At 65.6% G+C, this 24,373-nt stretch carries 25 protein-coding genes; 9 read left to right on the top strand and 16 right to left on the bottom strand.

The window, feature by feature from the left end; translation table 11 throughout:
• Positions 1-22 precede the first annotated feature (22 nt).
• A complete protein-coding gene (locus MAFF_RS33655) occupies positions 23-1,573 on the bottom strand; it encodes a trimethylamine methyltransferase family protein (RefSeq protein WP_010915497.1) in 1,551 nt (516 codons plus the stop codon).
• Between the two features lie 91 nt (positions 1,574-1,664).
• On the opposite strand from MAFF_RS33655, the gene MAFF_RS33650 reads away from it, so the two are divergent.
• From MAFF_RS33650 to MAFF_RS33640, 3 genes are read left to right on the top strand one after another with little or no spacing between them, the layout of a single operon-like run.
• On the top strand, positions 1,665-2,567 hold the full coding sequence (locus MAFF_RS33650) for a LysR substrate-binding domain-containing protein (RefSeq protein ID WP_010915496.1): 903 nt from the start codon (positions 1,665-1,667) through the stop codon (positions 2,565-2,567).
• Between the two features lie 59 nt (positions 2,568-2,626).
• Positions 2,627-4,510, top strand: a complete 1,884-nt coding sequence (gene mutL / locus MAFF_RS33645) for a DNA mismatch repair endonuclease MutL (protein ID WP_010915495.1) — start codon at positions 2,627-2,629, stop codon at positions 4,508-4,510.
• A gap of 4 nt (positions 4,511-4,514) precedes the next feature.
• Positions 4,515-4,829 carry a DUF1905 domain-containing protein gene (locus MAFF_RS33640; protein ID WP_010915494.1) on the top strand — a complete coding sequence of 105 codons (315 nt, stop codon included), beginning with the start codon at positions 4,515-4,517 and terminating at the stop codon, positions 4,827-4,829.
• A gap of 70 nt (positions 4,830-4,899) precedes the next feature.
• Here MAFF_RS33640 and MAFF_RS33635 read toward each other — a convergent pair whose 3' ends face one another.
• Entirely contained in the window at positions 4,900-5,793 is an 894-nt protein-coding gene (locus MAFF_RS33635; RefSeq protein WP_010915493.1) for a DMT family transporter, read from the bottom strand.
• A gap of 92 nt (positions 5,794-5,885) precedes the next feature.
• Here MAFF_RS33635 and MAFF_RS33630 point away from each other — a divergent pair, with 92 nt between their 5' ends.
• The gene (locus tag MAFF_RS33630) at positions 5,886-6,812 is read left to right on the top strand and encodes a LysR substrate-binding domain-containing protein (protein WP_080512002.1); all 927 of its coding nucleotides are present in this window, start codon (positions 5,886-5,888) and stop codon (positions 6,810-6,812) included.
• 21 nt (positions 6,813-6,833) lie between these two features.
• Here MAFF_RS33630 and MAFF_RS33625 read toward each other — a convergent pair whose 3' ends face one another.
• A complete protein-coding gene (locus tag MAFF_RS33625; RefSeq protein ID WP_244420690.1) occupies positions 6,834-7,391 on the bottom strand; it encodes a hypothetical protein in 558 nt (185 codons plus the stop codon).
• A 155-nt stretch (positions 7,392-7,546) separates the two neighbouring features.
• On the opposite strand from MAFF_RS33625, the gene MAFF_RS33620 reads away from it, so the two are divergent.
• On the top strand, positions 7,547-7,780 hold the full coding sequence (locus MAFF_RS33620; RefSeq protein WP_010915490.1) for a DUF2093 domain-containing protein: 234 nt from the start codon (positions 7,547-7,549) through the stop codon (positions 7,778-7,780).
• Here the strand turns inward: MAFF_RS33620 and lpxK are convergent.
• The 6 genes from lpxK to MAFF_RS33590 all read right to left on the bottom strand — a co-directional run bounded on the left by lpxK (position 7,777) and on the right by MAFF_RS33590 (position 13,375).
• Positions 7,777-8,802 (bottom strand): tetraacyldisaccharide 4'-kinase, encoded by a 1,026-nt coding sequence (gene lpxK / locus MAFF_RS33615; protein WP_010915489.1) that lies wholly within the window; start codon positions 8,800-8,802, stop codon positions 7,777-7,779. The genes MAFF_RS33620 and lpxK overlap by 4 nt on opposite strands.
• 1 nt (position 8,803) lies before the next feature.
• A complete protein-coding gene (gene waaA / locus MAFF_RS33610) occupies positions 8,804-10,120 on the bottom strand; it encodes a lipid IV(A) 3-deoxy-D-manno-octulosonic acid transferase (RefSeq protein ID WP_010915488.1) in 1,317 nt (438 codons plus the stop codon).
• On the bottom strand, positions 10,117-10,908 hold the full coding sequence (locus tag MAFF_RS33605) for a lysophospholipid acyltransferase family protein (protein ID WP_044550162.1): 792 nt from the start codon (positions 10,906-10,908) through the stop codon (positions 10,117-10,119). The genes waaA and MAFF_RS33605 overlap by 4 nt, the downstream gene beginning before the upstream one ends.
• Positions 10,909-10,913: 5 nt before the next feature.
• Positions 10,914-11,159 carry a DUF4170 domain-containing protein gene (locus tag MAFF_RS33600; protein ID WP_032929795.1) on the bottom strand — a complete coding sequence of 82 codons (246 nt, stop codon included), beginning with the start codon at positions 11,157-11,159 and terminating at the stop codon, positions 10,914-10,916.
• Positions 11,160-11,235: 76 nt separating this feature from the next.
• Entirely contained in the window at positions 11,236-12,045 is an 810-nt protein-coding gene (locus MAFF_RS33595) for a 3'(2'),5'-bisphosphate nucleotidase CysQ (RefSeq protein WP_044550159.1), read from the bottom strand.
• Positions 12,032-13,375, bottom strand: coding sequence for a TldD/PmbA family protein (locus MAFF_RS33590; protein WP_044551682.1), 1,344 nt, complete (start codon positions 13,373-13,375; stop codon positions 12,032-12,034). The genes MAFF_RS33595 and MAFF_RS33590 overlap by 14 nt, the downstream gene beginning before the upstream one ends.
• 168 nt (positions 13,376-13,543) lie before the next feature.
• Between MAFF_RS33590 and MAFF_RS33585 the strand changes: the two genes are divergently transcribed.
• Positions 13,544-13,960: a VOC family protein gene (locus tag MAFF_RS33585; protein WP_010915483.1), complete on the top strand. Its 417-nt coding sequence runs from the start codon at positions 13,544-13,546 to the stop codon at positions 13,958-13,960.
• Between the two features lie 24 nt (positions 13,961-13,984).
• Here the strand turns inward: MAFF_RS33585 and epmA are convergent, their stop codons facing one another.
• Complete coding sequence (epmA, locus tag MAFF_RS33580) at positions 13,985-15,031, bottom strand: EF-P lysine aminoacylase EpmA (RefSeq protein WP_010915482.1); 1,047 nt, start codon at positions 15,029-15,031, stop codon at positions 13,985-13,987.
• Positions 15,032-15,145: 114 nt separating this feature from the next.
• Here epmA and efp point away from each other — a divergent pair, with 114 nt between their 5' ends.
• Positions 15,146-15,715 (top strand): elongation factor P, encoded by a 570-nt coding sequence (gene efp, locus MAFF_RS33575; protein ID WP_010915481.1) that lies wholly within the window; start codon positions 15,146-15,148, stop codon positions 15,713-15,715.
• A 213-nt stretch (positions 15,716-15,928) separates the two neighbouring features.
• Positions 15,929-16,471, top strand: coding sequence for a dihydrofolate reductase family protein (locus MAFF_RS33570; protein ID WP_010915480.1), 543 nt, complete (start codon positions 15,929-15,931; stop codon positions 16,469-16,471).
• Positions 16,472-16,535: 64 nt separating this feature from the next.
• On the opposite strand, the gene MAFF_RS33565 is transcribed toward MAFF_RS33570, so the two are convergent.
• The 5 genes from MAFF_RS33565 to MAFF_RS33545 all read right to left on the bottom strand — a co-directional run bounded on the left by MAFF_RS33565 (position 16,536) and on the right by MAFF_RS33545 (position 22,946).
• Positions 16,536-17,405, bottom strand: coding sequence for a patatin-like phospholipase family protein (locus MAFF_RS33565; RefSeq protein WP_010915479.1), 870 nt, complete (start codon positions 17,403-17,405; stop codon positions 16,536-16,538).
• Positions 17,402-18,778 (bottom strand): M16 family metallopeptidase, encoded by a 1,377-nt coding sequence (locus MAFF_RS33560; protein ID WP_010915478.1) that lies wholly within the window; start codon positions 18,776-18,778, stop codon positions 17,402-17,404. The genes MAFF_RS33565 and MAFF_RS33560 overlap by 4 nt, the downstream gene beginning before the upstream one ends.
• 2 nt (positions 18,779-18,780) lie before the next feature.
• A complete protein-coding gene (locus MAFF_RS33555; RefSeq protein ID WP_010915477.1) occupies positions 18,781-20,169 on the bottom strand; it encodes a M16 family metallopeptidase in 1,389 nt (462 codons plus the stop codon).
• Between the two features lie 114 nt (positions 20,170-20,283).
• Positions 20,284-20,838 (bottom strand): 16S rRNA (guanine(966)-N(2))-methyltransferase RsmD, encoded by a 555-nt coding sequence (gene rsmD / locus MAFF_RS33550; RefSeq protein WP_010915476.1) that lies wholly within the window; start codon positions 20,836-20,838, stop codon positions 20,284-20,286.
• Complete coding sequence (locus tag MAFF_RS33545; protein ID WP_044551679.1) at positions 20,835-22,946, bottom strand: pseudouridine synthase; 2,112 nt, start codon at positions 22,944-22,946, stop codon at positions 20,835-20,837. The genes rsmD and MAFF_RS33545 overlap by 4 nt, the downstream gene beginning before the upstream one ends.
• Positions 22,947-23,126: 180 nt before the next feature.
• Here MAFF_RS33545 and MAFF_RS33540 point away from each other — a divergent pair, with 180 nt between their 5' ends.
• Complete coding sequence (locus MAFF_RS33540; protein WP_010915474.1) at positions 23,127-23,576, top strand: nucleoside deaminase; 450 nt, start codon at positions 23,127-23,129, stop codon at positions 23,574-23,576.
• 114 nt (positions 23,577-23,690) lie between these two features.
• On the opposite strand, the gene MAFF_RS33535 is transcribed toward MAFF_RS33540, so the two are convergent.
• A complete protein-coding gene (locus tag MAFF_RS33535) occupies positions 23,691-24,368 on the bottom strand; it encodes a hypothetical protein (RefSeq protein WP_080512001.1) in 678 nt (225 codons plus the stop codon).
• Between the last annotated feature and the right edge of the window lie 5 nt (positions 24,369-24,373).

The raw sequence follows: 24,373 nt of genomic DNA, 5'->3' as shown, positions 1-24,373 counted from the left end.
GTCGGGTCTTCGCCCTTTTCCGTTAACTCACCGTGTCAGGCAGCTTCTCCTCGCGCCGCGCGATCAGATCCCTGAGACCTTCGGCAACCCCCTCATCGAGCTTCGGTTCCTCGTAATCGGCGAGCATGTTGCGTGCTTTCTCACGGCCGCGCGTGTCGTGGTCCTTCGCCCCTTCGGCATTCCATTGTTCATAGGAGTTGAAATCCATGATCGAGGGCATGAAGAAGGCAGACTCGAAATGTTCCAGCGTGTGCTGGGTGCCGAGGAAATGGCCCTGCGGCCCAACCTCGCGGATCGCCGCCATGGCTTCCTTGAAATCGTCGAAGGAGAGCCCACCGGCATATTTGTACCAGCCGACAAGCTGCTCGCAGTCGGTGGCGAATTTCGAATAGCCGCAGGTCAGCCCGGCTTCCAGCCAGCCGGCGGAATGCCAGATGTAATTGGCGCCGGACAGGATGGCGGCATGCATGAGCATATTCGCCTCGTAGCCCGCCTGGGCATCGTTCAGCTTGGAGCCGACATGGAAGCCAGAGGTGCGCCACGGCAGCCGGTATTTCCGCGCCAGTGCGCCCATCAGATACATCATCTGGGCGGCCTCCGGCGTGCCGCCCATCGGCGCGCCGGTCTTCATATCGACCGTGACCATGAACTGGCCGTAGACCTGCGGCGAGCCTGGGCGAATGAGCTGGGTCAGCGCCACGCCGGCAAGCGCCTCTGCGTTGACCTGCGCCACCGCGCCGACGGCGGAAGCCGAGGTCGAAGCGCCGCACAGCGCGAAAGGCGCCAGGATCAGCGGCTGGTTGTGGCTCGCGTAGACCCGCATGGCGTCGATCATGGTGGCATCCCACACCAGCGGCGAATTGCAATTGGTGATCGCCACCAGCACAGGGTTGTCGCGGACGAACGCCTCGCCGAAGACGATGCCAGCCATCGCCATCGTGTCCTCGGCGCGCTCCTTCGACGTCACGATGCCCATGAATGGCTTGTCGGAATGCTTGAGCGCCGAGTGGATGATGTGCAGATGCCGTTTCGGCACCGCGATTTCCATCGGCTCGCAGATGACCGAGCTCGAGGAATGCAGCGCCGGCGCCATATAGGCCATTTTGTGGAAATTGTTGAGGTCGGCGAGCGTGCCATAGCGCCTGTTGTTGTCGAGGTCGCGGACGTAGGGCGCGCCATACATCGGCACGAAAATCGAGTTCTTGCCGCCGACGCGCACCGTGCGCTCGGGGTTGCGTGCATGGAGCGTGAACTCCGACGGAACCTTCGAGACGAGCTCCATCAGCAGCGCGCGGTCGATGCGGACACGCGTCTCCCTGACATCGGCGCCGGCGGCCTTCCAAAGCTCGATCGCGCCGTCGTCGCGGAATTCGCAGCCCACCTCCTCGAGGATCTTGAGCGATTCCTCGTGGATCAGTTCCACCGCCTCGTCCGGAACCATCTGATAGACGGGAATCTTGCGCACCAGGGTCGGGAACGAGGTTATCGGCGCCCCTCGCAGGGCTTTGCGCCCCAGGCGGCCGCCGCTTCGGCGGCTGGTGTTTTCGGTCAACTCAGCGGCCGGCGCGTTCATGACAACTCCGTCTTTCCATCTGCGTCAATTTAGTAAGACCAAACATGGCTGTGACGGTGGAAAATCCTGATCTTCTGTATAAGCTACGCTTATGCGAAGCCTTCGCCACCTCCTGCCCTCCGCCGGCAGCCTGATCGTCTTCGAGGCGGCCGGCCGGCTGTCGAGCTTCACCGCCGCCGGACGCGAGCTCGGCATGACGCAGGCCGCCGTCTCCTACGCGGTGCGTGGGCTGGAAGAGCAGCTCGGCGCCAAGCTGTTCCAGCGCCGCCACCGGCAGGTCAGCCTGACCGAGGCCGGCGAACGCTTCCACGCCGATGTCTCGCTGGGGCTATCGCATATCCGCAAGTCGGCCGAGGATCTGCGCCTGCAGGCAACCGGCGGCCATGTAACGCTCGCCGCCTCGACCGCCTTCGGCTCGTTCTGGATGATGCCGCGCCTGCAGCAGTTCCGCGACGAATTGCCGGGCATCGACCTGCGCATCCAGACCGCCGACCGCGACCTCGACATCATTGCCGAAGGCATCCCGCTCGCGGTGCGCGGCGGCGAGCCCCGGGACTGGCCGGACTACCATTCGCTGCCGCTCGCCGACGAGGAGATCTTCCCCGTCGCCGGCACCAGTTACCTGGCCAAATTCGGCATGCCGAGGGCTGTCGGGGAACTGGCCACACACCGGCTTATTCATCTCGAGGAGCCGTACCGCGAGGCGGCCAGCTGGGACGAATGGTTCCAGTCAGCCGGCGGCAGCCTCGGTGACACCGCGCGCGGCCTGCGCATCAACGATTACGGCCTGGTGATCCAGGGCGTGATGGAGGGGCAAGGCATCGCGCTTGGCTGGCGGCACCTTGCCGAACGGCTGCTGGCGACGGGACTGCTGGTGCAGGTGACGGACCACGTGCTCAAGACCGGCAAGGCCTTCTATATCGTCTGGCCGAAGAACCGGGAACTCAGCGACAATGCCCGCAAGGTCAGGGATTGGCTGGCGGCGCAGGCGTAAGTCGTTTCACGGCAGGTTCGCCCTCGCCCGCGCGACACGAATCCGCCTATACTGTCGCCATGCCCATTCGCCAGCTTTCCGAAACGATGATCAACCAGATCGCCGCCGGCGAAGTCATCGAGCGTCCGGCGAGCGTGGTCAAGGAGCTGGTCGAGAATGCTCTCGATGCCGGTGCGTCCCGGGTCGAGGTTGTCACGGCAGGCGGTGGGCTGAACCTGATCCGCGTCACCGATGACGGTTCCGGCATCCCCGAACCGGAGCTGGCGCTGGCGATTGCGCGCCACTGCACCTCCAAGCTCGCCGAGGATATCAACGACATCCGCTCGCTCGGCTTTCGCGGCGAGGCGCTGCCGTCGATCGGCTCGGTGTCGCGGCTGTCGATCCGCTCGCGCACCGCTTTGGGCGACAGCGCCGCCGAGATCGGCATCGAGGGCGGCCGCGTACTCCCCGTCAGGCCCGCGGCGGCCAATCGCGGCACCACGGTCGAGGTGCGCGACCTGTTCTTCGCCACGCCGGCGCGGCTGAAATTCATGAAGGGCGAGCGCGCCGAAAGCTCGGCCACCAGCGATGTGGTCAAGCGCATCGCCATTGCCTTCCCGGCCGTGCGGTTCACTCTGGCCGGTTCGGACCGCTCGACGCTGGAATTGCCGGCGACCGACGACAGTCCGGAAGGCAGCCTGCGCCGCGTCGCCCAGGTGATGGGGGCCGAGTTTCCCGACAATTCCATCGCCATCGACGCGATGCGCGAAGGCGTGCATCTGACCGGCCATGTCTCGATCCCGTCCTTCAGCCGCGCCAACGCGCTGCAGCAATACGCCTATGTCAATGGCAGGCCGGTGCGAGACAAGCTGATCGCCGGCGCCATCCGCGGCGCCTTCGCCGACGTGCTGCCGCGCGACCGCCACGCAGTGACGGTGCTGTTCCTGACGCTCGATCCGGCCATCGTCGACGTCAACGTCCATCCCGCCAAGGCCGATGTGCGCTTCCGCGATCCGGGCCTGGTGCGCGGGCTGATCGTCGGCGCCATCCGCCAAGCATTGGCCGATGCCGGCATCCGCTCGGCCACCACGGGAGCCGCCGGCATGATGGCGGCATTCCGGCCGGGAGCGGCATCCTATAACCACGGCGGCCCGGCCAATGGCCATCGCAGCTACGAAGCAGCTTATCGCGCGTCCGGCTCCGCCGGCTTCGACCCCGCGCGCTCGCCGCAGCGGCCGCTCGACATGCAATTCGGAGACTTCGAACGCGCCGGCGCAAGGCATGGCGGGTTTAGCGAACCCGGTCAGGCGGCTTTCGACACCGGCCCGCTTGTCAGCGCCGATGCGCGCGTCGGGCAGAACGAGACGACGGAGACGCTGCTCGGCACGGTGCTCGGTGCGGCACGCGCGCAGGTGCATGAGAACTATATCGTTGCGCAAACCAGGGATTCGCTCGTCATCGTCGACCAGCACGCGGCGCATGAACGGCTGGTCTATGAGGCGCTGAAGAACGCGCTGCATTCGCGCCCCGTGCCCTCGCAGATGCTGCTTCTGCCTGAGATCATCGACCTGCCGGAAGAGGATGCCGAGCGGCTGGCCATGCATTCCGAAACGCTCGCCCGCTTCGGCCTCGGCATAGAGCGTTTCGGCCCGGGCGCCGTTGCCGTGCGCGAGACGCCGTCGATGCTGGGCGAAACCAATGTCCAGCAATTGGTGCGCGACCTCGCCGACGAAATCGCCGACAACGACACGGTCGAGACGCTCAAAGAGCGGCTGGACAAGATCGCCGCCACCATGGCCTGCCACGGCTCGGTGCGTTCCGGCCGGCTGCTCAAGGCCGAGGAGATGAACGCGCTGCTGCGCCAGATGGAGGCGACACCGGGATCCGGCACCTGCAACCATGGCCGCCCGACCTATATCGAGCTCAAGCTCGCCGATATCGAGCGGCTGTTCGGGCGGCGGTGAGCCTGTGAGCGGCGAGTCGACGGTCCTGTTCCAGTTCGAAGCCGAGGTGATCCACTGGAGGGGCCCTTCGCCATATTTCTTCGCGCCGATACCCGAGCCCCATAGCGAAGAGATCAAAAAAGTCGCGAAGTTCGCGACCTATGGCTGGGGGGTGGTCCCTGTCGAGGCGACCATTGACGGCTTCATGTTCGGCACATCCCTGTTTCCCAAGGACGGAAGCTATCTTTTGCCCCTGAAGGACGACGTCCGGCGCAAGTGCAATCTAACGGCAGGCGATTCGATTTCCGCTTCCATCGCGATACACCTTCGCGGACGATAACGCGGCCCGTGGGGGTCAAAAATTCCGGCGGCTCTCGTCTTGATTCGGGAAAGGCAGGCAACCCTTTGATCTAACGCTTCAAATTCACCACGATGACGCCGCCGAGCGCCAGCGCGCCGCCGAGGATGCCGAGCAGGGTCGGCACTTCGCCCAGCCAGAAGAAGCCGATCAGGGCGGACATGGGCGAGACCAAATAGAGGAAGTTCGAGGCACGTGCGGCCGGCAGACGCGATAACGCGGTTGCCCAGGCGGCATAGGCGATCAGGCTGGGCACGATGCCAAGAAAGATGACGGCGCCGAGACCGGCGGTGTTGGCGACGGCTGCCTGCGCAAAACCGCTCGGCAGAAAGGGGGACAGACAAAGGGCTCCGAGCACCATGTTGGAGGCCGAGATGGTCAGCGGATGATGGCGTGCAAACAGGGGCTTCTGGACGATGGTGTTGACGGCCGAACAGAGCGCGGAGCCAAGCACGAGCAATGCGCCAGCATTGAAATGCAAGCCTTGTCCGTCTGCCATTGCTATGACGCCGATGCCGGCGAAGGATATCGCCGTGCCAGCCCAGGCCCACCTTGAAAAACGCTCGCCCAGTAGCGCCATCGCCATGATGGCCGTGAAGATCGGGCTGACATTGATGATGAAGCCGGCGGCACCGGCCGAGACGGTCAGTTCGCCGAAGTTGAGCATGGCGGTGTAGAGCGCGACGAAAATTGCCCCGCCAAAGACGAGGCGCCACACCTCGTCGAGCCTGGGCAGCGCCGGACGCTTGACGGCAAGGAAGATCGCCGCCGGCACCGCGGCGATGGCGAAACGCAAGGCGCCAAGTTCCAGCGGCCCAAAGGCGGCAAGGCCGGCGCGGATGGCCGGAAAGGCGGAGGCCCAGCCGACCACAGTCAGCGCCACGGCGATGGCGGCCGTGGTGTCCATCCGCTGTGTCTGATTCAACGTGCCCGTCATCGCGCTCATCTCACCGTCCTCGTGCTGTTCCCGTCCTGGGAGCCACAAAACGCCTTTTCCCGCTTGTTGACAAACGACCAAATCGAGGATCACCTGTGACTATGGATCACAGCTCAGACACAATGGTGCCGCTCGAAACCCTGCGTGCCTTCGACGCGGCGGCGCGAACCGGCAGCTTTTCGGCGGCCGCTGAAAAACTCAACATCACCCATGGCGCCATCAGCCGGCAGATCGCCAAGCTCGAGGACTGGCTGGGCCTGAAAGTGTTCGATCGCGGCGCGCGCGGCGTGACGCTGACGATCGAAGGCAACCGGCTGCATCTGCGCACGTCGGAGGCTTTCGCACTGATTTCGAGCCATTCCGACCGCTGGGTCGAGCCGCGCGGCACGGCGGTGGTGCGGCTGACCTCGATCCCCTCGGTGAGTGGGCTGTGGCTGATGCCGCGCATGGCGGCACTGGAAAACAATCCCACCAAGCTGCGCATCGTGCTCGATGTCGACATCCGCCAGGCCGACCTTGCCGATGAAGGCATCGACCTGTCGATCCGCTGCGGCCGCGGCGGTATTCCCGGCCGCGTCTCGGTGCAGCTGTTCGAGGAGCATGTCTTCCCTGTCGCCTCACCGGAACTGGCACGCGAGATCGGCCGCGGCGACCCCGCCCGGCTGCTCAAATTTCCGCTGATCAACGATTCCGACGCCTCCGCCTGGCGTGCCTGGTTCGCCGCGCAAGGCATGGACTACCGGCCACGTCCACAGGACAGGCGATTCGAGGATTACAATCTGGTGCTCGATGCTGCCGCCTACGGGCTCGGCATTGCGCTGGCGCGTCCACCACTGACCGGGCATCAGTTGCAGTCGGGCCGAATCGTCGCGGTCGACGAGCGCACCGCGCTCAATCCGGTGTCCTACTGGCTCGACCGGCCGCTAGGGCGGCCGCGCACCGCCGCCGCCGACCTTGTCCGCCGCATCGCGCAGCAGGCCGGATTGGCGCCGGACAAGATCGAGGCATTCATCGAAGCCGAGCGATAGGTCTGCCGGCCGATTCGACGTTCAGCGGAGCAAAAGCAGGACGAAGCCGAACATCATTGTTGCCAACAAACCGGTCATGATCGAAACAAAGCCGATCTTCACCAGCAGGCCCTCCGAGTTGGGCGCCGCGGTGTGGGATTGATTGGCCGCTATTCGCCGCCCTGCCGGCGCACCCAGCGTGGCGGCGTTTTGCTGCAGCGGCGCCTGCGGCGGGACAAACGACAGCAACGACACACCCGCGGCCCTGGCGGGCGCGTTGTCATTGGCCGTTGCCGAAGGCGGCACGGCGCCGCGCTGTGCGTCGGCTTCGGGCGCTGCTTTCCTTGCCGCGACCGTTGCCAGCACCGCCTCGTCGCGCGTGTCGAGTTGGGCCTGATAGGCCTCGACGATGCCGGAAGAAGCAATCTGCTGCGATTTGACGGCCAACGGCGCGGCAGGCATAGACAACAAAGCGGGCGCCGTGCGTTGGGCGAACAAAGAGGGCGCGGCGGGCTGGACCAGTTCCCTGACCAGCGCCGTCCTGACCGGATCGGCCTTCGCCGACGGCACAGGTTGCGGCGTCATCGCCTCCTTGAGCAAGGAAGCCAGGCGGGCGGAAGAAATATCCATCATGCCCCCGATAAAAGCGCTTTTCTGCGTGTCGTAGCGCCTCAGCATTGTCCGAGGCTTGTCGCAAGCTTGACCCGGCCGCAGATTTGTGGCGATGAAATCTGTATGACACTTGGCACCACCGCATGATGAACCGTTTCGAAGGCCCGGGCGGCAAGGAAGCCCGCATCCGCTATCTCGATGGCGATTTCCAGGTCACCAGCCCAGGCTCGTTCGTGCGCTGCGCGGTGACCGGGGAAAACATCCCCCTGGACGAGCTGAAATATTGGAGCGTCGCCAGGCAGGAGCCTTACGTGAACGCCACCGCTTCGCTGCGCCGCGAAATCGAGGTGCATCCGGAATTGCGCAAGCGTAGCTAGCTTCTCAGCTTGCGCTGCCGCCAGGCATCGAGCGTTTCCTCGATGATGCGTTCGGGCGCATGGTCGAGCTCGAAAACCGTGTCGATTTCCAGCACCTCGAGTCTGTTCAGAAAGTCCTGCGAGGCGCCGTGGCGCAACCGGGCGGCGTCCTTGGCCGTGGTGATGAGCCCCAGCCCTTCGGCGCGCGCCACCGCCGCCAGCTCGGCGAGTTCGTCTTCGGCGTAGAAATGATGATCCGGAAAGGGCTTGGAGAGAACCACCTCGCCGCCGGCCTCACGCACCGTATCGAAGAATTTGTCGGGATGGCCGATGCCGGCGAAGGCGAGGAACCGCTTGCCGGCAAGCCCCGCCTTGCTGATGGGCTCGGCACGGGCCTCGAAGATCGGCCGGCCGGCGCGTGCCGCCTGGCGCACCACGGCATCGGCGGCGGTGCCCTCGCCCATCTTCAACAGCCCGCTGGTGAAGACCAGCTGGTCAACGATCTTGGCCCTGAGCGGGCCGCCCGGAATGACGCGGCCATTGCCGATGCCGTAGCGGGCGTCGACCACGATCAGCGCGTAATCGATATGGATGCGCGCGCTCTGAAAGCCATCATCCATGATCAGGAAATCGCAGCCATGCTTTGCCATGAGCAGCCTGGCACCGGCGGCGCGGTTCGGCGTCACCGCGACCGGCGCGTGTTCGGCCAGAAGCAGCGGCTCGTCGCCGACATGCTTGGCGGCATCGTGATGGGCATCGACGACATGCGGCTCGGCGAAGGAGCCGCCATGGCCGCGCGACAGGAAACCGGGCTTCAGCTGCATGCGCTTGGCCTGTTGCGCAAGCGCGATGGCGACCGGCGTCTTGCCGGTGCCGCCGACGGTGAAATTGCCGACGCACAGGACCGGCGCCTCGATCTTCTCGCGCCTGGCCCGCCGCATGACGCGCCCGGCGACGAGCGCATAGACGGCCGACAGCGGCGACAGTGCCAGGACTTTCCAGTCCGGCTCTTCCCACCAGAATGGTGGTGCTTCGGAGGCCACGCTAGCGCCCGTTGGCGCCCTTCAGGCGCGACTTGACGACCAGCGGCTGGATATAGGGTTCGAGCGATTTCAGCGTGCGCGCCAGCGCGCCGCGCATCTCGTCGACGGTCGCCACCCCCGCCGCCATCATCTCGTGGCGCGCCACTTCGTTGGTCAAAAGGAAGTTGACCGCACCAGCCAGCATGTCGCGATCACGCACCAGCTTGGCGCCGCCGCTGTCGATCAGGCGCTGATAGGCCTCGCGGAAATTCTGCACATTGCGGCCGGCCAGAACCGCCGTGTCGAGCATGGCCGGTTCGAGCGGATTCTGGCCGCCCTCGGACGTCAGCGAGCGGCCGACGAAGGCGATCTCGGTCAACCGGAGATAGAGCCCCATCTCGCCGATCGTATCGCCGAGCAGGATATCGGTGTCAGGCCCGATACGGTCGCCCTTGCTGCGCCGCGCGACCTTCAGGCCCATGCCGGAAATCTGCGCGGCAAGAGCCTCGGCGCGATCGGGATGGCGCGGCACGACGATCGTCAGCAGGCCGTGGTGACGCTTGTGCAGCGTCGCGTGGACCTCAGCCGCGACCACTTCCTCGCCGTCATGAGTCGAGATCGCCGCCCAGGTCGGGCGGCCGCCGATCTGCCGCTGCAAACTAGCCAATACCCGTTCGTCGACCGGCGGCGGATTGGTGTCGACCTTGAGGTTGCCCGAGACGGTGACCGGCCGGGCGCCCAGCGTGCGAAAACGCTCGCCGTCGACATCGGACTGGGCAACGACATGGGCGAGGTTCTCGAACAGCGCCTCGGCGATGTTGGCGCGCTTCTTCCATGAGGTGAAAGAGCGGTCGGACAGCCTGCCATTGACCAGCACCTGCGGCACGTGGCGCGCGCCAAGCTCGAGGATGGTCATCGGCCAGATTTCGGATTCGGCGATGATCGCCAGGTCCGGCTGCCAGTGATCGAGGAACCGGCTGACCGCCGGTTTCAGGTCGAGTGGCACATATTGGTGGATGATGCGGTCGCCGAGCCGCTCGTCGGCGACCTGGGCCGATGTCACCGTACCGGTGGTCAGCACGATGTTGACGCCATAATCGAGAATGCTCTCGACCAGCGGCACGACGGCTATGGTCTCGCCAACACTGGCGGCATGGATCCAGATCACAGGCCCTTCGGGGCGCGGGCGACCGGCGACGCCGTAGCGCTCGCGGCGACGGTGGCGGTCTTCCTTGCCGCGCGAAGTGCGCCAGGCGACATAAGGCCCAACCAGCGGATAGGCCGCGGCACCGGCGAAACGGTATGCCGTCAGCATGGCGCGCGCCCAGCGACCGCTCATCGCCGGCCATCCACGAGACGGTAGGCCTCGGCCGTCGCGGCATTGAGAGCGGTGGTGATTTCCTGGCGCTTGCGCTCCATTTCGGCGTCATCGGCGTCGGCCGCGACAAAGATCGGCGCGCCGATGGTCACGGCGGAACGGCCGAACGGCAGGTTGATGGTCGTCTTGTCCCAGCTCTTTTCCAGCACCTTGCGGCGGCTGGTGGCGATGGCAACAGGCAGCAGCGGCCGGCCCGAGAGGCGCGCCAGGAGAACGATGCCGAGCCCTGCGTCGCGCGGCGTGCCATGCGGAATGTCTGCGATCATGGCGACGTTCTTGCCGGCGGTGAGCGACTTTTTGAGGGCAATCAGTGCCTTGGCCCCACCTTTGTCGAGATGCCGGGCATTGTCGCGCCCACCGGAACCGCGCACCGCCTCGATGCCGAATTTCTCCAGCATCAGCGCATTGAGCTCGGCATCGGCGCTGCGCGACACCATGGCGACCAGCGGCTTGCGCTTGGGGTAATAGGCGGGCGTCAAAAGATGCTGGCCGTGCCACAGGGCGATGATGCCGGGTTCGAATTCGGCATAGGCGCCGCCCGAAAAGCGCGCCGATCCGGCGACCAGGGGGCTGGTCAGACGAACCAGGCGCACGAACTGCGCGAGCAGGCTGGCAATGGCGTTCTTGACGAATCGCGACTGTGCGAGCGGTTCGCGCACCTTGCGCCAGAACGTCTTGGTCGCGCGACGGCCGCCCCTGTCAGTCGGCGCGGCGTCGCTGGCTGGCCCTTTCGCCAGGTCATGCTCCATCGAAGTCAACCGGCAGCCTTGTTGTCGGGGTCCAGCAGACGGTGCAGATGAACGACGAAATAACGCATATGGGCATTGTCCACGCTGGCTTGCGCCTTGGCCTTCCACGCCGTGTGCGCGGATTGATAATCGGGATAGATACCGACAATGTCGAGCCCGTCGAGATCGCGGAACTCGGTGCCCCCAAGCTTCTTCAGTTCGCCGCCGAACACCAGATGCAAAAGCTGTTTCTTCCCGTCTTCCGCGGTCATGTCGGTCCTTCACATATCGTGAGTTTGTGACAGGTCTAGACCAAAGCCGCCGACTTTGGAACCTGCGAATGTGCTTTCACGCATCCAGCCCGGCGATGACATCGACGAGCACCTCCAACAATTCACCGCTGCCGGCTGCGAGCGCGCCGTGGCGGGTCACCTCGCCGGCATACAGCGGCGCGCGGCCATGCGGGTCGAGCAACTGGCCGCCGGCCTCGCGCAGGATGAGATCTGCGGCGGCGATGTCCCAGTCATGCGCATTCGGCTTGACGAAGGTGGCGTCGAGCGTGCCGTTGGCGATCATTGCCAGGCGGTAGGCAAGCGAGGGACTGTAAGGCGCCCGTACCAGCCGCTTCTGCCAGCCGGCCGGCACCAGGTCGATCAGTTGCTTCAACCCTGAAATCTCGGCCTTGTCGCCAAGCGTGCGCACGCCAATGCGCTTGCCGTTGCGGAAAGCGCCCTGGCCGGGCAGCGCCCAGTAGGTCTCGTCCATTGCCGGGCATTCGAGCACGCCGGCAAGCGTGCGGCCCTCTTCGACCACGGCAACGCTGACGCACCAGGTGCGCTGTCCCTCGAGGAAGCCGCGCGTGCCGTCGATCGGATCGACGACGAAGGTGCGGCGCGCCGAAAGCCGCACCGGATCGTCGACCGTCTCTTCCGACAGCCAGCCATAGTCCGGCCGCGCCGCCAGCAACGTGCGGCGCAGATAGGCGTCCGCCGCATGGTCGGCTTCGCTAACCGGGGAGGTGCCGCCCTTCATCCAGACCTGCGGGCTGTTGCCGAAGTAGCGCATGGCGATGACACCCGCCTCGCGGGCGGCGTCGCGCAGCAGCGGCAGATCCCCAATGGTGCCGGAAAGGGCAGCGGTCAGTTCAGGCTCCGGCAAGGGTCATGCCTTCGATCAGGAGCGTCGGCGCGGCGGTGCCGAAATTGCGGTCGAGGTCATCAGCCGGCACCATGTTGAGGAACATCGTCTTCAGGTTCGAGGCAATCGTGACTTCAGCGACCGGATAGGCCAACTCGCCGTTCTCGATCCAGAAACCGGAAGCGCCGCGGCTGTATTCGCCGGTCACCATGTCGACGCCCTGGCCGAACACTTCGGTGACATAGAAGCCGCTCTTGAGCGACTTGATCAAATCCTCCGGCGAGCGTTCGCCCGGCTCGATGGCGAGATTGGTGGAGGACGGCGAGACGGAGGAGCCGCTGCGCGAGCCGCGGCCGTTGGTGATCAATCCCAGTTCGCGCGCGGCCGAGGTCGACAGGAACCAGTGGTTGAGCACGCCCTTTTCGACCATGAGAAGCTTTTCGCCCTCAACGCCCTCGCCGTCGAACGGGCGCGAGGCCTGGCCACGCGGCCTGAGCGGCTCGTCGGTGACGGTGATGGCAGACGCGGCCACCTGCTTGCCCATCATGTCGCGCAGGAACGAGGTCTTGCGCGCGACGGACGCGCCGTTGATGGCGCCGGCAAGATGGCCGGCGATGCCGCGCGCCACCCGCGGGTCGAACACCACGTCGACCGGCCCGGTCGCCGCCTTGCGCGCGCCGATGCGGCGCACGGCGCGTTCGCCGGCCTTGCGGCCGATATCCTCCGGCGCATCGAGATCGGCAAAGTGCTGGCGCGAGGAGAATTCATAGTCGCGTTCCATGCCGGTGCCCTCGCCGGCGATGACGCTGGCCGAACGCGAGAAGCGCGAGCCGACATAGTGGCCGATGAAGCCGTGCGAGGTGGCCAGCACGATACCGCCCAGCCCGGCACTAGCGCCACTGCCGGCCGAATTGGTCACGCCCTTGACGGCAAGCGCTGCTGCTTCGGCCGCAAGGGCTGCTTCCTTCAGCTGGTCGGCCGACACTTCGGTGGCGTCGAACAGGTCGAGATCGCGCGTCTGTTTGGCCAGCAGCGCCGGATCGGCCAGACCCTGATAGGGATCCTCGGGCGAGACTTTCGCCATGGCGACGGCGCGCTCGGCGAGTGAGCGCGGGTCGGACGCGGCCGTGGCCGAGACGCTCGCCACTTTCCGGCCGACGAAGACGCGCAGCGAAACATCCTCGGCCTCCGACGATTCGGTGGCCTCGACCTTGCCAAGCCGCACCGACACGCCGGTGGAGCGGCCGCGCACGGCAACCGCGTCGGCAGCATCGGCGCCGGCCTTCTTGGCGGCCTCGACCAGCGCGGCAACGCGGTCGGTCAGTTTTTTAGCGTCTGATGTGTCGGCCATGCCTGTGATCCTGCTTGTCGCGGCCAGCTTGCGGCCGCGCCCACCCATCTATTGTTCCGATCCGGCTTGTGCAATGGCACAGGCTTCAATCAAAATGCGTCGCTGCATGGTTCCCATCGCGAACCCAGTGACGCAAAATCGGCCCGCAGCCCGCACGGAGCATCCTTCATGACGCCTTTCCATCTCGCCTTTCCGGTCCGTGATCTCGATGAAACCCGAACTTTCTATGGCGAAGTGCTGGGCTGCGCGATCGGCCGCTCGTCGACGACCTGGGTGGACTTCGATCTTTACGGCCACCAGATGTCGGCGCATTTGCGGCCGCAGGCCGCGCAAGCCGCCAGCGACGGCAAGGTCGACGGCATTCTGGTGCCGATCCCGCATTTCGGCGCCGTGCTGCTGATGGATGACTGGCAGCGCCTGGCGACCCGGCTGGAAGCGCGCGACGACATAGACTGGCTGGAACGGCCAATGGTTCGCTTCAAGGGCGAGCCCGGCGAACAGGCGACGCTGTTCATCCGCGATCCCTCCGGCAACGCCCTGGAATTCAAGGGTTTTCGCTCGCTGGAGCAGGTTTTCGCGCATTGAGACCGGCACCACTCGGCCGGTGGTTCAAGAGCCAGCGACCGGCGTCCAGATCACATCCTCTATTTTCTGCGCACCGGTCGCCAGCATCACCAGGCGGTCGAAGCCGAGCGCGATGCCGCTGGCCTGCGGCATGATGGCAAGGGCGGCGAGAAAATCCTCATCCAGCGGATAACGCTCGCCATAGATGCGCTCTTTCTCGTCCATTTCGAGGATGAAGCGCCGGCGCTGCTCCTCGGCATCGGTCAGTTCGCCAAAACCGTTGGCGAGTTCGACGCCGCAGCAATAGAGCTCGAAGCGCTCGGCGACGCGCGCATCGTGCGGACTTGGCCGGGCAAGCGCCGCCTCGGCGACCGGGTATTCGCACAGGATGGTGGCGCGGCCGATGCCCAGATTGGGCTCGATCTTTTCCACCATCACCCGGCTGAACAGGTCGGCCCAGCTGTCGTCGGGCGCCGTGCGCAGGCCGGCCCGAACCAGCGCGGCGTAGAGCGTGTCCCGGTCGGTGCCGCCATCGGCGGCGACCGTGGCCAGGAGATCGATGCCGGCATGGCGGGTGAATGCGTCCGCCACCGTCAGACGTTCCGGCTCGACAAACGGATCGCACTCGCGGCCCCGGAAGGAAAAGCGCGTCGCCCCTGCCCTCCTCGCGACCAGCGCCAGCAGATCGGCGCAATCGCGCATCAGGCTCCCATAGGTCTCGCCCACCCGGTACCATTCGAGCATGGTGAATTCGGGATGGTGCAAGGGGCCGCGCTCGCGGTTGCGCCAGACGGCGCCCAAGCTGAAAATCCTGACTTCGCCGGCGGCGAGCAGCTTCTTGCAGGCGAATTCCGGCGAGGTGTGGAGATAGAGCGGCGCGCGCGCGCCATCCGGCCCGACCGCTTCGGTGGCGAAAGCCGCCAGATGCGCCTCATTGCCGGGCGAGACCTGCAGCGCCGCCGTTTCCACCTCGATGAAATCCTGAGCGGCGAACCATTCGCGAAAGGCCGCGGTCAGCCCGTTGCGCAGCATCAGCCGTGGGCGGCGGTCGGCGTGGACATGTGGCGTCCACCAAGGCGAAGCGGCGGTCATGAGCGATTTGAAGGCATGCTGGCGCGCCTTGGGGGCTGGCGGTTCGCGCCAAGATGCGCTACCAGCGCCGCACAAGCCGGCAAACGCCCACTAACTCTCGCAGGATTTAAAACCGTGGTGAAAGTCATCGCCAGTTCGCTCCGCAAAGGCAATGTCGTCGACAAGGACGGCAAGCTTTATGTGATCCTCTTTGCCGAAAACATCCACCCAGGCAAGGGCACGCCCGTGACGCAGCTCGACATGCGCCGCATCGGCGACGGGGTGAAGGTTTCGGAGCGCTACCGCACCACCGAGCAGGTGGAGCGCGCCTATGTCGAGGAGCGCGAGCACACCTTCCTCTACGCCGACGGCGAAGGCTTCCACTTCATGAACCCGGAAACCTACGACCAGGTGGCGGTGAGCGAAGCCGTGGTCGGCGACGCAGCACCCTATCTGCAGGAAGGCATGCCGGTGCAGGTCTCGCAGTTCAACGGCATCGCGATTTCCCTGGTGCTGCCACAGCGCGCCACTTTCGAAGTGGTCGAGACCGAGCCGACGACCAAGGGCCAGACGGCGTCGTCCTCCTACAAGCCCGCCGTGCTCTCGAATGGCGTGCGCACCGCAGTGCCCCCGCACATCGCGCCCGGCACCCGCGTGGTGGTGATGACGGCGGACGGGTCCTATGTGGAGCGGGCGAAGGACTGAGGAGGCCCTTTGGCGCCACGAACTCTCGGCAGCCCCTGTTTCGACCTGTTGACGACGACCGGCTGCATCATCGATCGGCGCCGAGCATCAGGTCAGCTGAGGTCGGCGCATGCCTCTGACCTTGGCTAAACAGCAAAGCACAGCGTTATTTCTCGCCGGAGCCTGTAGCAAAAGCCCCATGTGGTTCGTCCTTAGAGCGAAGAGGAGAACACCATGAGAAAACTCATCGTCACCGAATTCATCAGCGTCGACGGCATTGCCGAGGTCGAGAAATTGCCTGGCGTGACCTGGAACGACGAAATGAACAGGTTCAAGGAGGATGAGCTCGCCGACAGCGGCGCCATGCTTTTGGGCCGAACGACCTATGAAATCTTTGCCGGCTCATGGCCTGAGGAAACCGGGGATTTTGCCGACCGGTTCAACGCGCTGCCGAAATACGTCGCCTCGACGAGTTTAAAGGCGCTCGACTGGAAACCGGCCGAATTGCTCACAGGCTCGCTGCCGGAAGCGGTGAGGACGCTGAAGCAAGGCAGCGGCGGCAACATCTATGTACATGGCAGCCTCAGCCTCGCGCAGGAATTGTTGCGCCACGGGCTGGTCGACCGCGTCAGGCTGCTCAGCTATCCCGGCGCCGTCGGCCAGGGCAAGCCGCTGTTCCCACAGGGCGAACAGGTGGCGCTCGAGCTGATTTCGGCCACGCCGTTCAGCAACGGCGTTGTTGCGTTGGAGTATGCGCCGGTGGCGGCGAAGTCGTAGCAGGCTTCCCAGGCTGGATGACAACAGAGCTCGACACAGGACGACCAAGTGCGGCGTTCCGTCGTCACCCGGCCTTCTTCCCTCGCCTCCCCTTGATGGCGGCGCCATTGCGCGCCTCTACCACTCGCTCCACCTCGCGCTTCAGCTGATCCTTGATGTCCGCCGTCTCGTTCATCAGCGCGTCGATCTTCAGGAAATCGAGCACGCGGTATTTCGATACGGCGGGGCGGACCAGTATGTCGGGGCGGCATTGCTTCAGCTTGTTGGCGATGATCGACTGCATCATCAGCTGTGTGGCGCCGAACATCAGGTCGACGGAGGTGGGGTGCTTGCGGTCGGCCTCTTCCGGCGCGCCGACGACGTCGACGCCGATGATGATGTCGGCGTCGTTCTCGATGAGATCGAAGGGCACGGGGTTGTAGATGCCGCCGTCGATCAGCAGCCGGCCGTCGCGCGTCACCGGGCGGAACACGGCGGGGATGGCGGCCGAGGCGGCAAGCGCGGAATGCAGGTCGCCTTCGTCGAACACGGCGAGCTTGTGGCCGAAATAGTCGGTCGCCGTCACCTTCAGCGGGATCTTCAGCTCGGCGAAGGTTTCGGGAATGGCCTCGGGCAGGAACGCCTTCAGGATGCGCTCGACATTGAACTGGCTGACCCGGATGCCGTTCTGCATGGCCTCGGCGATCGTGCCGGGCCGCGCGCGCCACATGCGGCTGGCCACTTCGGCGCGGCGGCCGAGGATCGAGCGGGCGTAGCCGTGGATGTCCTTGCCGGTCATGCCCGCGGCCATGCCGGCGCCCATGATGGCACCGATCGACGAGCCGGCGATCGCCACCGGCTTGATGCCGAGTTCGTCCAGCGCCTCGATGACATGGATATGCGCCAGCCCGCGCGCGCCGCCGCCGCCGAAGGCTATGCCGAAGGTCGGGCTCATCCCTTGCCGGCTCCGGCCAGCGGCGGCCCGACCACCATGATGGTCGGCTCGGCTGTCAGCAGCTTTTTCGCAGCCGCCTTGACCTGGTCGAGCGTCACCGCGTTGATGTAGCCGGCGCGGCGCTGCATGTAGTCGATGCCGAGATCGTCGAGCTGCAATTCGACCAGCGTCGCGGCGATGGAACTCGAAGAGTCCAGATTGGTGATGGCATAGGCGCCGATGAGGTATTTCTTGGTTGCCGCCAGTTCAGCCTCGGTCGGGCCTTCCTCAGCCAACTGCCTGGCGACATCGCGCACGATGCCGAGCGTCTCGGCCGCGCGGTCCGAACGCGTGCCCGTGGTGACGATCAGCGCGTCGGCATGGTCCTGGTTGACCAGCGAGGAATTGACGCTGTAGGCCAGCCCGCGCTTTTCGCGCACCTCCGCGAACAGGCGCGAGGTGAAGGTACCGCCGCCAAGGATCTCGTTCATCAGCACGGCGGGAAAGAAATCCGCCGACTTGCGCTTCACGCCCGGCCAGGCGAGCTGCAGCGAGGTCTGCGGCAGGTCGTAATTGACCTCGACGCGCTGCGCCAGCTTCGGCTCGACATCGGCGACCGGGGTGAGCGCCTGGTTCTGCGGCAGGTCACCGAACACCATGTCCAGCTTCTTCTTCAGCGTCTCGGCGTCGATGGCGCCGACCACGGCGACGTGCAGGCCGCCGCGAGCGAACACCGCCTTGTGCAGGGCCTTCAGATCGTCCTTGGTGATGGCGGCGATGCTCTGCCTGGTGCCCTGGTCGGAGCGCGAATAGGGATGGTCGCCATAGACGGCGCGCGCCCATCTGTGCTGCGCCACCGTGTCGGGATCGTTCTCGTTGGCGATGATGCCGGACAGGATCTGGGCGCGGATGCGGTCGATCGGCGCCTGGTCGAAGCGTGGCTCGTTGACCGCCAGCCGCAACAGGTCGAAGGCCTCGTCGCGCTGCTCGGCCAGCATGCGCATGGAGCCATAGACGCCGTCGCGGGTCTCTTCGAAGCTCATCTCTGCGCCGGCATCGTCGAGCCTGACCTGGAAGGCTTCCGAATCAAGAGGCCCGGCGCCCTCGTCGAACAGGCCGGTCATCAGATTGGTCAGTCCTTCCTTGCCCACCGGATCCTGCGTCGAGCCGCCGCCGAAGACGAAACGGACGGCGACGATCGGTACGGAATAGTCCTCGACCAGCCAGGCGGTGATGCCTTTTGGCGAGGTGACCTGCTGGATGTCCATCGCGCGGGCGGCAAGTGCCGGCAGGATCAGGAACAGGATGGAGAGGAAGAGGGTTGCGAGGGCGGTGCGCGTTCTTCCTTCTCCCCTTGTGGGAGAAGGGAAAGAGGCGCGGTGCTGGTTCGTCATCATCAATTCCCCGCCTGTTGCTGCGGCAAGAGATAGCCTGATGTCGAGCGGGCCAGCACCAGATAGCGCGCGGCGACGGCCTTGACCTCGTCCGCCGTGACCTTGCGGATGCGGTCCGGCCATTGCTGGACATCCTGCACGTTGCCGCCGGTGGCCAGCGTCGAGCCATAGATTTCGGCCATGGAATCCTGCTTATCGCGGGCAAAAACCATCGACCTGATATAGCGGTCCTTGGCCTTTTCGAGCTCATCCGGTGTGACGCCGCCGCTGGCGATGCGCGCCACCTCGGCATCGACGGCGGCCTCGACGTCGGCGAGCTTGGCGTCGCCGCGCGGCGCGCCATAGACGGTGAAATTGGTGTCGTCGAGCATGGTGCCCTGGAAATACGCGCCGGCGTTCGAAGCGATGCCTTGCTTGACCACCAGCGCCTGGTAGAGCCGGCTGCGGTTGCCGCCGCCGAGGATCTCGGCCAAGAGGTCGAGCGCCTCGGCCTCGCCCGGCTTGGCGGTGTGATAGGACGGCACCACCCATTGCGTCGAGAAGCTCGGCACGCTGACGCGGGCGTCGGCGAGCGTGACGGTGCGCTTGGTGTTCTGCTCCGGCTCGACCGGGCGGATGCGCGGCGGCAGGTCCGGTCCGCGCGCCACCTTGCCATAGGTCTTTTCGGCCAGCGCCTTGACCGTCTCCGGCTCGACATCACCGGCCACGATCAGCACGGCGTTGTTGGGCCGGTAGTATTTGTCATAGAAGGCGACGGCGTCGGTGCGGTTGAGCTGCTCCATTTCCTGCATCCAGCCGATGACCGGAATGCGGTAGGGCTGGTTCTGCCACAGCGTGGCATCGACTTCCTCGTCGAGCACCGCCTGCGGATTGTTGTCAATGCGCGAGCGGCGCTCTTCCAGGATGACATCGCGCTCGGTCTTGATGACGTCGTCGGTAAGGATGAGGTTACGCATGCGGTCGGCCTCGAAACCCATCATCTGCTCGAGCGCCGACGGCGCCACCGTCTCGTGGAAAGCGGTGTAGTCGTAGGAGGTGAAAGCGTTGTTGGAGCCGCCAATGTCGGAGACGGCGCGGTCGAACTCGCCGGCGGCGTGATTGGTCGTTGCCTTGAACATCAGATGCTCGAAGAAATGGGCGATGCCGGATTTGCCGGGCGGCTCGTCGGCGCTGCCTATCTTGTACCAGACCATATGGGTGACGATCGGCGCGCGATGGTCGGGAATGACGACAACTTCCATGCCGTTGTCGAGCAGAAAATCCGTCACCTTGAACTCGGCCGGCGTCTTGTCGGGCAACGCGGTACTGTCGGCCAGCACGGGGCCGGTGAACGTGAAGGCCAGCGAGGTTGCCAGCAGTGTTGTCCGCAGCCATTCAGCCCTGGATATCATCAATGGCTCCGGTTTTCTCTTCAAGACGATAGGCAAGGTGCTGGCGACAAGCAAAGTGAATTGTTGTTGCCGGCAAAAGGCGGCGGCAAAGAGGCCGCTGCTCGCGACCGTGTATCAGGCGGCCTCGATGAAGCGGATGATGGTTTCGCCATAGTTGCGCTCGTCCAGCACCGAAAAGCCGGGGCCTGGCTCAAAGGGAGCCGCCGCCGTCTCCTCGACCACGCAGAGTGCGCCGCGGCGCAGCCAGCCGCCGGCCTTCGCCGATTGCAAAGCGCGTTCGCCCAGCCCCTTGCCATAGGGCGGGTCGGCGAAGACCAGGCCGAACGGCGCCAGCGTGCCCGCCTCGCCAAGGCCGGTGGCGTCACGGCGAAAGATCTTGGTGCGGCCGGTCAGGCCGAAGGCCTCGACATTGTCGCGGATCAGGCCGCGTCCTTCGGCCGATTCCTCGATGAAGACGCCATAGGATGCGCCGCGCGACAGGGCTTCTAGACCGAGCGCGCCGGTGCCGGCGAACAGATCCAGCACGCGCGCGCCGTCCAGCTGTTCGGCAAAGCGATGCGCCAGCACATTGAAGACGGCCTCGCGGGTGCGGTCGGTCGTCGGACGGATGGCGCTGCCGCGGGGCGTCGCCAGCGGACGCCCACGAAACTCACCGCCGACGATCCTCATCTTGTGCGGGGACCCTTGGGGCCGCCGCGCGGCCGTTCACCGCCACCGGCCGGACGCTCGCCACGTGGCTTGCCGAACGGCTTTGCGCCGCCCGGTTTGCCACCGGGTTTGCCGTAGGACGGCTTGAACGAGGCCTTGCGCTCCTTGGCCTCCGCCGCCTTGGCGGCGTCGGCTTCCGCCCTGCCCTTGCCGATCGGCCGGGCCCCTGGCGCCATCCAGACATTGGCCTTGCGCTGGCCGGGCGGCTCGATCGGCCGCTGCTCGCGCTCGGATTTCTTGCCGCCAAAACCACCACGCGGCTTGTCGCCGAAGCCACCACGCGGTTTGTCGCCGAAACTGCCCCGTGGTTTGTCGCCAAAGCCGCCGCGTTCGGGTCTGGGACCGCGTTCGCCAAAGCTCTTTTCCGGCCGCTCGCCCCTGTCGGGACTGGTCGACAGCTTGCCGAGCGCTTCGTCGCGGCTGCCTTCGCGGCGCTTGCGGTTCTTGATCAGCCCGCCCTCGCCGATCGGCCGGCGCTCGCCGTCGCGGGTGAATTTCGGCCGCTCGGGTTCCGGCTCACGAACTTCGGTGCGCCGCACCGGCTTGTTGGAGAAGGGTTTTGCTATCTCGGCATCGAAATTGGCGCCGGATTCCTCCACCAGGCGCTCGCCAAGCTGGTCGCGCAGCACGCGGCCCTTGATCTCCAGCACATGGCCCTCGGGGAGATCCTCGAGCTGGAACGGGCCGTAGGAGATGCGGATCAGCCGCGTCACGTCGAGGCCGAGCGCGCCGAGGATGTTCTTCACTTCGCGGTTCTTGCCTTCGCGCAAGCCGATCGTCAGCCAGGCATTGGAGCCCTGCTCGCGGTCGAGGCTGGCTTCGATGGCGCCGTAGAAGACGCCGTCGACGGCAATACCTTCGCGCAGGCCGGCAAGCGCGCTTTCCTCGACCTTGCCGTGGACGCGCACGCGGTAGCGGCGTAGCCAGCCGGTGGCGGGCAGTTCAAGCACGCGCGACAGGCCGCCATCATTGGTCAGCAGCAGCAAGCCCTCGGTGTTGATGTCGAGCCGGCCGATGGTCATCAGCCGCGGCAACTCGGCCGGCAGCACGTCGAAAACGGTCTTGCGGCCCTCGGGATCACGGTTGGTGGTGACGACGCCGGCCGGCTTGTGGAACAGGAACAGGCGCGTGCGTTCGATCGGCGGGATCTCCATGCCGTCGAGATGGATGATATCGCCGGGCATCACATTGAAGGCCGGCGAAGTAAGGGCGCGGCCGTTGACCTTGACGCGGCCGGCGGCGATCAGTTCCTCGGCGTCGCGGCGCGAGGCAAGCCCGGCGCGCGCCAGCCGCTTGGCGATGCGCTCACCAGCCTCTTCCGTGGCCTCGGCGGGACGCGGGCGCGCCTTGAAGCCGCCGCCAGATGCCCCTTGGGGCCGATCACTGAAATCACGCTTGGGGCGGTCAGCGCCAAAGTCACGCTTGGGACGGTCGGCAAAGTCGCGCTTCGGGCGATCGCCGAAATCACGCTTGGGACGCTCGAAACGCTTTTCGCCACCCTCCACCGACGCGGCAACCGGACGGTCGCCGCGCGGTGCGTAGGGCTTGCGTGGCCCTTCGCGCTTTTCATACGGCTTGCGCTCGCCTCCGGCCGCCATCGGACGATCGCCGCGCGGCGCATAGGGCTTGCGCGGTCCTTCGCGCTTCTCATAGGGCTTGCGCTCGCCTTCGGCCGCGATCGGACGGTCGCCACGCGGCGCATAGGGCTTGCGCGGACCTTCGCGCTTCTCATAGGGCTTGCGCTCGCCTTCGGCCGCCATCGGCCGGTCGCCACGCGGTGCATAGGGCTTGCGCGGACCTTCGCGCTTCTCGTAAGGCTTGCGTTCGCCATCAGCCGCCATCGGCCGGTCGCCGCGCGGTGCGTAGGGCTTGCGTGGGCCTTTGCTGAATGGCTTATCGCCGCCCTTGAAGTCGCGCTTCGGGCGTTCGCCCTCGGCGGCCATCGGCCGATCGCCGCGCGGCGCATAGGGTTTCTTGGCGCCGAAGGATGGCTTCCTGTCGCCTCGCGGAGCCGCAGGTTTCTTGCCCGGGCCTTTTTGGCGCGGAGATTTCTTGTCGTTGTCGTCCATGTGGCCTTTGTCCGTTTGCGCTGCTACAGCGTGGCGCATCCTTTCGGGCGCGCAACGAACGCTGTAGCACTTTGATTTGGCGCATGATCTTTTCCGAAAATCGAGTCCGATTTTCGGGTTGATGCGCTCCATAACAGGATCACGCCTGAGTGGCGAGGAGATAATCGGAATGGAAACCGCGTGAAGCGGCCGGATTTCATGGCGCTGGCCCTTAAGGAGGCCGAAGCGGCGGCCTTGCGCGGCGAAGTGCCGGTCGGCGCTGTCATCGCCAACGGCAGCACGGTCGTTGCAAAAGCCGGCAACCGCACCCGCGAGCTTGCCGACCCGACGGCGCATGCCGAGATGCTGGTCATACGCGAAGCCTGCGGCAAACTCTCAAGCGAGCGGCTGACCGGCCACGATCTCTATGTGACGTTGGAACCTTGCGCCATGTGCGCCGGCGCCATCTCCTTCGCCAGGCTACGCCGTCTCTACTTCGGCGCCCCCGACGAAAAGGGCGGTGCGGTGGTCAATGGCGTGCGCTTCTTCGCCTCGCCGACCTGCCACCATACGCCCGACATCTATCCGGGCATGGGCGAGACCGAGGCCGCTCTGCTGCTGAAGGATTTTTTCAAGGAACGTCGCGACTGAACCGCGCCGTGCCGCCCGAAAGGGCAGCGCGGCCGTTCTTAGGCTCTTTGTCTTGACGCAATTCCCTAGGGAAAGCGCTACGCGCTTTTCCCGGGAAACCGTTCACACTTTGCTCTAGAGGGACGGCAACCAGTCGAACCAGCCGGACTTCTTGCCTTCCGCCTCTCTCTTCAGGCGGCGTTCCTTCTTGTATTCGTCCTCGCCGAGTTCGTTCTGCGGCGCTGAGTCGGCCGCAACGCGATAGGCCAATGGCGGCTCGCTCAGATATCTGCGGGTGTTGGGGTCGCCCTGTTTGCTCGCCGCAAGACGACGCTGGATCTCGGCGGCGCGACCCTTGTCGGAGTCAGCGGGTGTCCAGGCCGGCGGGTGGCTGGAGCCTGAATCCGCCATCGCCTTCTTGACCGACGCCGGATCGGTCTGCACATCGTCGACGATCTCAGCCTGATAGCCCGGATCGTTCTGGTGGGCGGTGGCGTCGGCGCGCAGGCGCGCGCGGCGCTGCTCTGGCGATTCGGGCCATTGAGCGCTTGCCGTCTGGATGCTTTCCTGTGGTGCAGGCAGCGCTTCCTTCTGTCCGGGAGCGGGCTTCACCAAGGTGGGGCGGGGCTTGTAGTCGATCGGATCCTTGTGCTTGGGCGCGAAGGAAACGGCGCCGGTGAGATCGCCTGCCAGCTGTTCGGCGGCGGTCTTGTCGGTGCCATAGGTCGGAGAGCCCATGCAGCCGGATAAAGCGAGGCCCGATGCGACAAGCGGCGCCAGCAGCGCAAGGCGCACCTTATATCTCTCGGTCATGCCAA

The organism is Mesorhizobium japonicum MAFF 303099, assembly GCF_000009625.1.
GTDB lineage: Bacteria > Pseudomonadota > Alphaproteobacteria > Rhizobiales > Rhizobiaceae > Mesorhizobium > Mesorhizobium japonicum.
The sequence above is the reverse complement of the archived record's forward strand: the minus strand, read 5'-3'. Positions and strand labels throughout refer to the sequence as shown.